Source organism: Candidatus Kuenenia stuttgartiensis, from assembly GCF_900232105.1.
Taxonomy (GTDB): Bacteria; Planctomycetota; Brocadiia; order Brocadiales; family Brocadiaceae; genus Kuenenia; species Kuenenia stuttgartiensis_A.
The window spans coordinates 1133021-1145386 of sequence record NZ_LT934425.1; the positions used below are offsets into that span (position 1 = coordinate 1133021).

Below are 12366 nucleotides of genomic sequence, written 5' to 3' on the forward strand. Positions count from 1 at the left end.
ATGCCGCCAAAAGAGATGCTTCACGCTGAAGAACCCCTCTGGTATAAGGATGCAATTATTTATGAACTGCATGTAAAGGCATTCTACGATTCGAATAGCGATGGGATTGGCGACTTCAAGGGCGTCACGGAAAAGCTGGATTATCTGGAAAATCTCGGCGTAACCGCTTTATGGCTTCTGCCCTTTTATCCCTCTCCCCTAAAGGATGACGGATATGATATCGCGGACTATTTTGGCATTCATCCCGATTACGGAACATTAAGAGACTTCAAACTCTTTATCAAAGAGGCGCATAAAAGAGGTTTGAAGGTAATTACGGAACTCGTTCTCAACCATACCTCCGACCAGCATAAATGGTTTCATGCCGCCAGGAGACCGAAACAGAAATCAAAAATGAAAGATTTTTACGTGTGGAGTGATACGTCTGAAAAATATAAAGACGCGCGAATAATTTTTAAAGACTTTGAACATTCCAACTGGACATGGGATCCGGTTGCAAAGGCATATTACTGGCATCGTTTCTACTCACATCAACCCGATTTAAATTTTACGAATCCGGCCGTGCAAAAAGAAATGCTCAGGATTATCGATTACTGGATTGATATGGGAGTCGATGGTTTCCGTCTGGACGCAGTGCCGTATCTGTTTGAAAAGGAGGGAACAAATTGTGAAAATCTCCCTGAAACCCACGATTTTTTGAAAAAGCTGAGGGCACACGTTGAAAGCACGCACAATAATGTTATGCTCCTGGCAGAAGCAAATCAATGGCCAGAGGATGCTGTCGTATATTTCGGCAATCAGGATGAATGCCATATGTCGTTCCATTTCCCCCTCATGCCGAGATTGTTTATGTCAATATGGATGGAAGACAGATTTCCGATCATTGATATCTTCGATCAAACCCCGCTATTGCCGGAAACATGTCAATGGGCTCTTTTTTTAAGAAACCACGATGAACTCACCCTTGAAATGGTAACCGATGAAGAGAGGGACTATATGTACCAGGTATACGCAAGCGATCCCGTTGCAAGAATAAACCTCGGCATCCGAAGACGGCTGGCTCCCCTGCTAGGGAACAACAGAAGAAAGATAGAGCTTATGAACGCACTCCTTTTTTCCCTGCCGGGTACGCCCATTATTTATTATGGAGACGAAATCGGGATGGGGGACAATTTTTACCTTGGAGACAGAAATGGCGTACGAACTCCCATGCAATGGAATGTCGACCGGAATGCTGGATTTTCAAGGGTAAACCCCCAGAAACTCTATCTGCCTATCGTTACCGATCCGGAATACCATTATGAGGCAATTAACGTGGAAAATCAGGAAAAGAACCACGCGTCACTTCTCTGGTGGATGAAACGGGTAATAGCCATGAGAAAACGGTATAAGGCATTTGGAAGAGGGAGTATAGAATTTCTTTTCCCTGATAATCCGAAAGTACTCGCATTTATCCGCCATTATCAGGACGAGCATATCCTTGTCGTCATGAATCTCTCACGATTCTCTCAGGTAGTGGAATTAGACCTTTCAACGTTTTCCGATTGTACGCCGGAAGATGTGTTTAGCGGAAATAAATTCCCAAAAATAACGAAATCTCCTTATGTACTTACCATTAACAGGCATGATTACTTTTGGTTTCTGATACAAAAAGAAGCGGAAGAATTACGTCTTGCAAAAGACGAAAGTATCCCTGAATTGAGTATAAACGGAAAGTGGGAAACTGTTTTCCAGGGAAAAACGGCGGTAAAATTGGAAAAAATGATTTTGCCTGTTTATCTTAAAAAGAGCAGATGGTTCGGCGGCAAGGCATCGGATATTCAAGAAGTCAAAATTATTGAAAATATTTCATTGCAGAAAGACACGCATACCACACAACTTATCCTGATTGAGGTAAAATATAACGGCAAGGAATCTGATAGGTATGTCCTTTCTTTTTCTTATCTGAGCGGAAGCGAAGCAGAAACAATGCTGCATGAAAACCCCCAGAAAATTGTGATGAAACTGAAAACAGATGATACTGAAGGGATTGTGTATGACGGCATTTATGATGAAGAATTTCAAAAGTTTATATTGAAAATGGCGGTAAACAGATTGTCAGTAAAGGGTACTCAGGGAAGACTTGTCGTTCATACCGGGAAAATGCATAAACAATATAAACTGAAAGAATTGCTTTCAGAAAAATCATCCGTATTAAAAGCGGAACAGAGCAATTCATCATTACTCTATGGTAAAGAATTAATTTTCAAACTTTACCGACGCCTTTGCGAAGGTATTAATCCGGAGTGGGAAATTGGCAAATTTCTAGGCGAGTATACTGCATTCGCCAACGTTCCGGCATTTATAGGGGAAATAGCATATGTGAGAAAGGGAAATCAACCGATATCGATCGGTATCCTCCAGCGCTTCATTCCCAATCATGGAGACGCCTGGTCATATACACTTGATTCATTAATGACGTATTTTGACAGGGTCTTTGCAAAAAAGAATGAAATTCCGGAAATGCCCGTGATGTCTTTTTCCCTTTTAGAAAGTACGTCGCATGAAATACCTTTGCTGTTTAAGGAATTAATTAGCGGGGTATATCTTGAGATGGCGTCGCTTTTGGGGAAAAGAACGGCCGAATTGCATATCGCGCTGTCAAAAGAAACGGATAACAACGATTTTCGCCCCGAACCGTTTTCACGGCTGTATCAAAGATCTCTTTATCAATCAATGCAATCTTATCTGAAAAAGGTTTTCGCCTTGCTCAGAAAAAACATGAAAAAATTGCCAGAGAATACAAAAGAATCAGTCGATAAATTGCTATTGCAGGAAAACAGAATAATAGAACTCTATAAAAACATCTTTAAAAAGAAAATTTCCGCTTTGAAAATAAGGATACACGGCGATTATCACCTGGGCCAGGTTATTTACACTGGAAATGATTTTTTTATTATTGATTTTGAAGGCGAACCGGCCAGGAGCCTTAGCGAAAGGAGACTTAAAAAATCCGTATTAAAGGACGTAGCGGGAATGATACGGTCTTTCCATTACGTGTCAAATACCGCTCTCTTGAAACATATCACCATACGCCCGGAAGATATTCCCGTGTTGGAACCATGGACAAACCTATGGTATCAATATGTGGCAGGAATTTTCTTAAAATCATATATTGAAACGGCAAAAAATACCCACCTTTTCCCTGAAAATAATGAAGATTTTACCATGCTCCTTACTTCTTTCCTTTTGGAAAAGGCAGTTTATGAACTGGGATATGAATTAAATAACCGCCCGGAATGGACATCGATACCCATAAAGGGCATTTTACAACTTTTGGAAACAAACAAATGATGACAGATGAAGGAAGAACTTTAACTTTATCTATTTTTGCACACTTTACTTAAATAAGATTGGAGATAAAATAATATGGCAACATTAACAATCGAGTATCCGGATGAAATTTTGGTATCATTAAAAGAAACACAAGACGATTTTTCTGAAGAGCTGAAAATAGCAGCAGCAGTAAAGCTTTACGAGATGGGGAAACTATCGTCTGGTAAGGCAGCCAGGCTTGCGGGTATGGATAAGATTTCTTTTTTGAAAATACTTGGTAAATATCAGGTGTCCATATCGACATTAGAAGAATTTAAAGAGGATATGAAAGTTGACATCGGTTAAAAATATTGTCGTTGTAAACACATCACCAATCATCTATTTGTCTGCTATCAATAAAACAGACCTGTTAAAGAAACTTTTTGGCGAAATCTTTATACCCGGTGCAGTAAAACAAGAAATAATATCAGGAGGCAAAGACACCTTCGGTTTTCTGGAAATAAAAAATGAACCATGGATAAAAACTAAGACTATCGAAAATGAATTGGCAAAAAAGTGTCTTCTAACGGATATCGATGATGGTGAAGCAGAGGTAATAGTTCTTGCAGAAGAATTAAAAGCGAATATCATCGTTATGGATGACAGATTAGGTAGAAAGGTTGTACGGCTCAGAGGTTTTCGTGTTATCGGTACATTGAGATTATTGATAGCCGCTAAAGAAAAAGGAATAATAACGGAAGTAAAGCCGCTGGTTGAAAAGCTTAAAGAATTCGGCTTCTGGATAAGTGCGGATGTTTATAAAGACGTTTTGGCACGATCAAACGAAATAACATAAAGGGCATTTTACAACTTTTGGAAACAAACAAATGATGACAGAAAAAAATAAAACCTGTGAAACGGTTAATACCAGCAAAAGTCTTTTAACAGACCACGACATATATCTGTTTAAAGAAGGAAACCATTTTCATCTCTATGAAAAACTCGGCTCGCATCTTATAACATTTAATAATGTGAAAGGCGTTTACTTTGCCGTATGGGCGCCAAATGCCGAAAAGGTATCCGTAATAGGCGACTTTAACAACTGGAACAAGACATCGCATCATCTCAGGGCGAGAGAAGACAGTTCAGGTATCTGGGAAGGATTTGTTCCCGGCATAGGCGAAGGAACAATCTATCGCTACCATATTCGTTCACGATACAACAATTACCGTGTTGATAAAAGAGACCCATTTGCCTTCTACGGCGAAACTCCCCCTAACAGCGCTTCTATAGTGAGGGATTTAACATACACGTGGGGCGATCAGGCATGGATGAAGGAACGGTCAGGGAAAAATAATATCAATGCCCCCTTGTCCGTATATGAAATCCATTTGGGTTCGTGGAGGCGGATTCCGGAGGATGGAAACAGATTCCTGACTTACCGTGAAATGGCGCCATATCTCGCGGAATATGTAAAAGAGACGGGATTTACACATGTCGAATTACTCCCTGTCATGGAACACCCTTTTTATGGTTCATGGGGATATCAGATAACAGGTTTTTTTTCCCCAACGGGCAGATACGGAACCCCGCAGGATTTTATGTATCTGGTTGATTATCTGCACCAGAACGAAATTGGAGTCATTCTCGACTGGGTGCCATCACATTTTCCCTCCGATGAACATGGCCTTGTTTACTTTGACGGCACACATCTTTATGAACACGCCGATCCGAGGAAGGGGTTTCATCCGGACTGGACAAGTTATATTTTCAATTACGGCAGGAATGAAGTACAAAATTTCCTCGTGAGCAATGCCCTTTTTTGGCTGGATAAATACCATATTGACGGATTAAGAGTGGACGCCGTTGCCTCAATGCTGTATCTTGATTACTCAAGGAAAGAGGGAGAATGGATACCAAACAAATACGGCGGCAGGGAAAATATTGAAGCCGTCAGTTTTTTGAAAAAATGCAACGAGACAATATATCATTTTTACCCCGATGTTCAGACCATCGCAGAAGAATCCACTGCATGGCCCATGGTTTCAAGGCCAACGTATGTAGGGGGGCTTGGATTCGGAATGAAATGGAATATGGGATGGATGCACGACACATTAAAATATTTCTCAATCGACCCCATTTACCGGAAATACCACATGAATCAAATTACCTTTAGCATACTGTATGCCTTTACAGAAAACTTTGTCCTCCCGCTTTCACACGATGAGGTTGTGCATGGGAAAGGGTCGTTATTGTACCGCATGCCGGGTGATGAGTGGCAAAAGTTTGCAAATCTCCGGTTGTTATTTGGTTACATGTTCGGACACCCGGGAAAGAAATTACTCTTTATGGGAGGTGAATTCGGGCAGACAAAAGAATGGTATCACGAAGAAAGCCTGAGCTGGCATCTCCTGCAATACCCGATACACAAAGGGATGCAGGAATGGGTTAAAGACCTCAACCGCTTTTACAGAAATGAACCCGTATTGTACGAAATTGATTTTGAATATACGGGCTTCGAGTGGGTCGATTTCCACGATCTGGACCGCAACATCATAAGTTTCCTGCGAAAGGGAAAGACCGTAAAGGATCAGATTCTGGTGGTCTGCAATTTTACCCCTGTGCCAAGATACAACTATCGTATTGGAGTTCCATATGGCGGATTCTGGAAAGAGGTATTGAACAGCGATGCAAAACATTATAATGGAAGCGGACACGGAAATTTAGGCGGAGTAGAGGCAAGTCCGCTGCCTTCACATGGCAGATATTATTCGATTGCACTAACACTGCCTCCGCTTGGTATAGTTTTTTTTAAAAGAGAAATGGATGACAAATGAGGATTGGCGCACATTATCTCGGGAACGGAACGTGCGAATTTGTGGTGTGGGCGCCTTTTCTTAAAAGCGTTGCGGTAAAACTCATTTCACCCGACGAAAGACTGCTCCCTATGAAAAAAGATGAAAAAGGCTATTGGAAGGCTTGTGTTGAAGATGTATATCCGGGCGCCTGTTATTTTTATCAGCTCGGGGAAAAAACAGACAGGCCCGACCCGGCTTCATATTTTCAGCCTGCCGGAGTGCATCAATATTCACAGGTGGTGGAATTCGACTCCTTCAAATGGAAAGATAGTAAATGGAAAGGGATAGAACTTTCACAATTAATAATCTATGAACTCCATGTCGGTACATTTACTCCCCAGGGCACATTTGACGCAATACTTCCAAGATTAAACTCCTTAAAAGAGTTAGGCGTTAATGCCATTGAATTGATGCCCGTTGCGCAATTTCCCGGGGAAAGGAACTGGGGATATGACGGCGCCTATCTCTTTGCCGTGCAAAATTTGTATGGTGGGCCGGAAGGCCTTATGAGGCTTGTCAATGAATGCCACAAACATGGCATCTCGGTAATTCTTGACGTCGTATATAATCATCTTGGCCCGGAGGGAAATTATCTTGCGGAATACGGCCCGTATTTTACCGATAAATACCACACTCCATGGGGAAAGGCCATAAACTTTGATGACGCTTACAGTGACGAGGTTCGTTCATTCTTTCTTCAGAACGCGCTATTCTGGTTTGAAAATTATCATATCGACGCCTTGCGGCTTGATGCCATTCACGGTATTTACGATATGGGGGCAAAACATATTTTAGAAGAATTGAAGGAGAAAACGGCAGAACTCTCCGTTCAAAAAAAGAAAACCTATTATTTAATTGCAGAAAGCAACCTGAATGATACAAAAATAACGCGGATAAAAGAAACCGGCGGTTATGGGATAGATTCCCAGTGGTGCGATGATTTGCACCATTCCCTGCACACACTCCTTACCGGAGAGATCACAGGATATTATTGCGATTTCGGTGAAACGAAACATCTGGTAAAATCTCTCGGAGAAGGGTTTGCTTATTCAGGAGAATACTCTCCATTCAGGAAACGACGTCATGGTAACTCTTCGAAAAATTGTCCGCCATCGCAATTTGTCGTCTTTTCGCAAAATCATGATCAAATAGGCAATCGGATGCTTGGGGAACGGTTATCAACATTGGTTTCGTTCGAGGCGTTAAAACTTGCGGCCGGTGTAATACTTCTTTCCCCTTATATACCGCTTTTGTTCATGGGAGAAGAATATGGCGAAGAAGCGCCTTTTCTCTATTTTGTCAGCCACTCGGATGTTCCTTTAATAGAAGCGGTAAGGCGCGGAAGAAAGCATGAGTTTCATGATTTTCAATGGCAGGGCGAACCGCCTGACCCGCAGGACAGTGAAACCTTTTTAACATCAAAATTAAACTGGGGAAAAAAGAGACAGGGACATCATAAAGTATTGCTGGATTTTTATAAACATTTAATACATTTGAGGAAAACAATTCCTGCCTTCGCGAATCAGGATAAGAACAAACTTTCCGTGTACGGCCTTGAGGATGAAAAGGTCGTGTTTTTGCAAAGAGGAGAGGGAGTGGATAACTCTTTTACCGTATTTAATTTTAGCGATAGTGAAGTGTCCGTGAAACTTCCCCTTCAGGAAAATCACTGGAAAAAGCTTGTTGATTCATCAGATGAGATGTGGGACGGTCCCGGCTCATTGTTAACAGAAAAAACAGGGCAATTTAATCAAATCACTCTGAGAAAACACAGTTTTATTACGTTTATAAAGGAATGATCTATTTATGGAAAGATATATTTGTATTCACGGCCATTTTTATCAACCGCCAAGAGAAAATCCCTGGCTGGAAGATGTGGAACTTCAGGATTCGGCATATCCCTATCATGACTGGAATGAGAGAATAACCGCCGAGTGTTATGCACCGAATGCTGCTTCGAGCATTCTCGACGTTGACGGAAGAATAGTAGATATCGTAAATATATATTCAAAGATAAGCTTTAACTTCGGCCCTACCCTGCTTTCATGGATGGAAAAGCATAAACCAGGCGTTTACCAGGCAATTCTTGAAGCTGACAAATTGAGCCGTGAACATTTTTCCGGGCATGGCTCAGCTTTGGCTCAAATATACAACCACATGATCATGCCACTTGCCAATAAAAGAGACAAGTATACGCAGGTTATATGGGGACTAAGGGATTTTCAATCAAGATTCGGAAGAGATGCGGAAGGCATGTGGCTTCCGGAAACTGCCGTAAATACCAAAACCCTTGAGGTACTGGTGGAACTGGGAATAAAATTCACCATACTGGCGCCCCGCCAGGCCCAGAAAATGAAAAGAATGGAGAGCCATGCTTGGAAAGATATGGGAAACGGGGAAATAGACCCTACAACACCCTATCTTTGCAGACTCCCCTCAGGACGAAGCATTTGCATCTTTTTTTACGACGGGCCTATTTCACAGGACCTCGCATTTGGCGGTTTGCTGGAAAATGGAGAAAATTTCGCAACTCGATTGCTTTCCGCATTTACCGAAAACAGGGACTGGCCTCAGCTTGTGCATATTGCAACAGATGGCGAAACATACGGACATCACCATTTTAAAGGGGATATGGCGCTTGCGTACTGCCTATATCATATAGAGTCAAAAAATCTGGCGAAAATTACAAATTATGGGGAGTATCTCGAGAAACATCCGCCAAAATTCGAGGCGGAAATAAAAGAAAATACTTCATGGAGCTGTATTCACGGAATTGAAAGATGGAAAAATAATTGCGGATGTTGTTCCGGCAGCCATCCAGGCTGGACACAGGAATGGCGCACACCTCTTAGGGCTACTATGAATGCCCTGAGAGACAAACTGGCAGCCATTTATGAAGCAGAAGCCGGCAAATATTTTAAAGACCCATGGGTTACGAGGAATGCCTATATTGAAATTATCCTGAACAGAAAGGAAAATGCGGTTCGCAGTTTTATCGAAAAGCAAACAATTACGGCGCCTACAAAAGAAGAAATAACAAAAATCCTGAAACTCCTTGAAATACAGCGGAATGCCATGCTGATGTACACCAGTTGCGGATGGTTTTTCGATGAGATTTCCGGCATTGAAACAGTGCAGATTATCAAGTATGCCGCAAGGGCAATTCATCTCGCAGAAGAAATTTCAGACTCCGCCATTGAGACGGAATACCGTGCGCTTTTAAAAAACATAAAGAGCAATGTGCCAAAATACGAAAACGGCGACAGAATATATGAATTATTTGTAATGCCCAGCAAAATAGACCTTTTTCATGTATGCGCCCACTATGCAATTTCCTCCCTTTTTGAAGATATTCGGGAAAAAGCGCCAAGTTATTGTTATTCTGTAACAACCGAAAAATATGAACAGCGGTACGCGGGGAGAGTAAAACTCGCTTTAGGGAAAATGCATATAGTATCAACCATCACATGGGAGGAGGTGGAGACAGTGTTCGCAGCGCTCCATTTAGGCGACCATAATGTAAATGGTGGCGTAAAATGTTTTACCACTGAACAGGAATTATTACACATGTTTCAGGAGATCGGGAATATTTTTGACAGAGGTGAAATCTCAGAAGTTATAAGACTTATGAACAACTATTTTGGCGCCCATAGCTATTCTCTGTGGCATCTGTTTACAGACAGGAAAAGGATGATTTTAGATCAAATCCTGCAATCCACAATGAAGGAAATAGAAGTTTCATTCAGGATGATTTATAAAAACAATTATTCCTTGCTGAATTTTCTCCATTATCTGCAGACCCCCCCGCCTCGTCCACTTTTTTTAACTGCAGAATATACGGTAAATAGAGATTTAATAAATATTTTTTCCCTAGAAGAAGAAATGAATCTTGAAAAACTTGAAAACCTCATCAACGAAGCAAAACGCTGGTCATTTGCCATTGATAAAAATGCCACTGGCTTTGCGGCAAATGTATGGATAAACTCACACATGGAACGGTTACGAAAGAAACCAAGCGATATCAGTCTTGTTGAGGAAATCGACGCCGTGATAAAACTATTAAACTCTCTCTCCGTAAAGCTGGACCTGTGGGAGGCGCAAAATATTTATTTCCATATCGGAAAAAACATTTATCACACAATGAAAGAAAAGTCATTAACCGAAGACCCTCGTTTTAGAAGATGGGAAGAGGCATTTAAAAAACTGGGATATTATCTTGGGGTGAAGGTGTCATAGATTGTGGAGACAACGCATGCGTTGTCTCTACAATTTGTGTCAAAAGAACATTTTGTAAAAAAATAATGGCTGAAAAATTTCAAAATAAATACCGAATACCATCTACCCGGCTACAAAATTGGAATTACGGGTGGGCAGGCGCACATTTTATAACCATTTGCACGGCAAACAGAGAATATTTTTTTGATAAAATAAATAATGGCATTCTGCAATTATCTAATGTTGGGGTAATTGCAAATGTATTGTGGTATGAAATTAAAAACCACACAACAAATGTTGAATTGGGGACATTTATTGTTATGCCCAATCACGTTCATGGTATATTGGTTTTGAATGGAAATAACAACAACACCGACACAACCGTAGTAGAGACAACGCATGCGTTGTCTCTCTAAAGTGTCACCAAATAGCAAATCGTAATAACAATTCCCGGTTGGGAACGGAAGTGAAATAATTTTTAAAATGTAAACAATCTCTATGTACAAAAGAAGAAGCGGCATATTACTACATATAACATCACTCCCATCGCCATATGGCATAGGAGATTTTGGGCCATTCGCCTACAAATTCATCGACTTCCTGGCAGAAACGAAGCAGTGTTTATGGCAAATCCTGCCGTTAAATCCCACATCCCTCCCCTATGGAAACAGCCCCTATAGCAGTTGCTCTGCCTTTGCAGGAAACCCTATCGTAATAAGCCCGGACATGCTAGTGGAAGATGGACTGCTTGCCAAGCCGGATATTGAAGGCGGCAGACGCTTGCCGAATAATCGGACGGATTACGCAAATACTACCGTCTATAAGGAAGGCATTCTTCAAAAGGCATATAAAAATTTTCAAATACAGAAAAAAGAAAAATATGCCTTTCCGTTATTCTGCGAACAGAACGCTCATTGGCTGGATGATTACACACTATTTATTGCCCTTAAAGAATATTTTCAGGGAAAAGTATGGAGCGACTGGCCTGCGGAAATAAAGCACAGAAAACCTGACGCAATGGTTGAATGGAGAGAAAAATTAAAAGAACGAACGGAAAAAGAAAGGTTTATCCAGTACATATTCTTTAAGCAATGGCACAAGCTCAAAGAGTACTGCAATAAAAAAAACATACAAATAATCGGAGATATTCCTATTTATGTTACGTATGACAGCGCTGATGTCTGGTCGCATCCGGAATTATTTAAATTAGATGAAAACAAACAACCATCATTCGTTGCGGGGGTGCCGCCGGATTATTTCAGTGAAACAGGACAAAAATGGGGAAACCCTATTTATACGTGGGATTTTCATAAAGAAACGGAGTTTTTGTGGTGGATCAAACGTATAGAACACAACATGAAGCTCTTTGATATTGTCCGATTAGACCATTTCAGGGGTTTCGTTGCGTATTGGGAGATCCCTGCGCACGAAGAAACGGCTATTAATGGCACATGGGTTGAAGCTCCTGTTGAAGACTTTTTTACCACCATTTTTAAACACTTTCCTAATTTACCCCTTATTGCAGAGGACCTCGGCACCATAACACCGGAAGTAAAACTCGTTATGCAAATGTTTCAATTTCCCGGTATGAAACTTCTCCTGTTTGCCTTTGGCGATGATGTAGCAAAAAATCCTTATGTACCACATAATTATGAGAAAAACTGCGTGGTATATACCGGAACACATGACAACAATACCATAAAAGGGTGGTTTAAAAATGAGACAAACGAAGAAACACGAAAAAAACTTTTCAAATATCTTGGAAGAGATGTTTCCGAAACAAATGTGTGTCGGGAATTAATACGACTAGCAATGATGTCCGTTGCAAACACGGCGATCATTCCTATGCAGGACATCCTTGAACTTGACGAAGAAGCCAGGATGAATTTACCGGCAACCACTGAAAATAACTGGGCATGGAGACTGCTTTCCGAACAGCTCACGCCATCCGTAACGAATGCACTTAGAGAAATTACCGGAATTTACGGTAGGAGCTGAT

General features: G+C 41.1%; 8 protein-coding genes. All 8 read left to right on the top strand.

The window, feature by feature from the left end; genetic code table 11:
• The 8 genes from treS to malQ all read left to right on the top strand — a co-directional run bounded on the left by treS (position 1) and on the right by malQ (position 12365).
• The gene (gene treS, locus KSMBR1_RS05240) at positions 1-3333 is read left to right on the top strand and encodes a maltose alpha-D-glucosyltransferase (protein ID WP_099324376.1); all 3333 of its coding nucleotides are present in this window, start codon (positions 1-3) and stop codon (positions 3331-3333) included.
• A gap of 75 nt (positions 3334-3408) precedes the next feature.
• On the top strand, positions 3409-3660 hold the full coding sequence (locus KSMBR1_RS05245) for a UPF0175 family protein (protein ID WP_099324377.1): 252 nt from the start codon (positions 3409-3411) through the stop codon (positions 3658-3660).
• Entirely contained in the window at positions 3647-4150 is a 504-nt protein-coding gene (locus tag KSMBR1_RS05250) for a PIN domain-containing protein (protein ID WP_099324378.1), read from the top strand. Before KSMBR1_RS05245 ends, KSMBR1_RS05250 begins: the two co-directional genes overlap by 14 nt.
• 34 nt (positions 4151-4184) lie before the next feature.
• The gene (gene glgB, locus KSMBR1_RS05255; protein ID WP_099324379.1) at positions 4185-6131 is read left to right on the top strand and encodes a 1,4-alpha-glucan branching protein GlgB; all 1947 of its coding nucleotides are present in this window, start codon (positions 4185-4187) and stop codon (positions 6129-6131) included.
• Positions 6128-7951, top strand: coding sequence for a malto-oligosyltrehalose trehalohydrolase (gene treZ, locus KSMBR1_RS05260; protein ID WP_099324380.1), 1824 nt, complete (start codon positions 6128-6130; stop codon positions 7949-7951). Before glgB ends, treZ begins: the two co-directional genes overlap by 4 nt.
• A 7-nt stretch (positions 7952-7958) precedes the next feature.
• Positions 7959-10388: a DUF3536 domain-containing protein gene (locus tag KSMBR1_RS05265; RefSeq protein ID WP_099324381.1), complete on the top strand. Its 2430-nt coding sequence runs from the start codon at positions 7959-7961 to the stop codon at positions 10386-10388.
• A 65-nt stretch (positions 10389-10453) separates the two neighbouring features.
• The gene (locus tag KSMBR1_RS05270; protein WP_099324382.1) at positions 10454-10783 is read left to right on the top strand and encodes a transposase; all 330 of its coding nucleotides are present in this window, start codon (positions 10454-10456) and stop codon (positions 10781-10783) included.
• Positions 10784-10865: 82 nt separating this feature from the next.
• On the top strand, positions 10866-12365 hold the full coding sequence (malQ, locus tag KSMBR1_RS05275; RefSeq protein WP_099324383.1) for a 4-alpha-glucanotransferase: 1500 nt from the start codon (positions 10866-10868) through the stop codon (positions 12363-12365).
• Position 12366: the final 1 nt, after the last annotated feature.

Bases quoted from the DNA above. Each gene is read 5' to 3' on its own strand.
- treS (WP_099324376.1), top strand. From the start codon at position 1: ATGCCGCCAAAAGAGATGCTTCACGCTGAAGAACCCCTCTGGTATAAG.
- KSMBR1_RS05245 (WP_099324377.1), top strand. From the start codon at position 3,409: ATGGCAACATTAACAATCGAGTATCCGGATGAAATTTTGGTATCATTA.
- glgB (WP_099324379.1), top strand. From the start codon at position 4,185: ATGACAGAAAAAAATAAAACCTGTGAAACGGTTAATACCAGCAAAAGT.
- treZ (WP_099324380.1), top strand. From the start codon at position 6,128: ATGAGGATTGGCGCACATTATCTCGGGAACGGAACGTGCGAATTTGTG.
- KSMBR1_RS05265 (WP_099324381.1), top strand. From the start codon at position 7,959: ATGGAAAGATATATTTGTATTCACGGCCATTTTTATCAACCGCCAAGA.
- KSMBR1_RS05270 (WP_099324382.1), top strand. From the start codon at position 10,454: ATGGCTGAAAAATTTCAAAATAAATACCGAATACCATCTACCCGGCTA.
- malQ (WP_099324383.1), top strand. From the start codon at position 10,866: ATGTACAAAAGAAGAAGCGGCATATTACTACATATAACATCACTCCCA.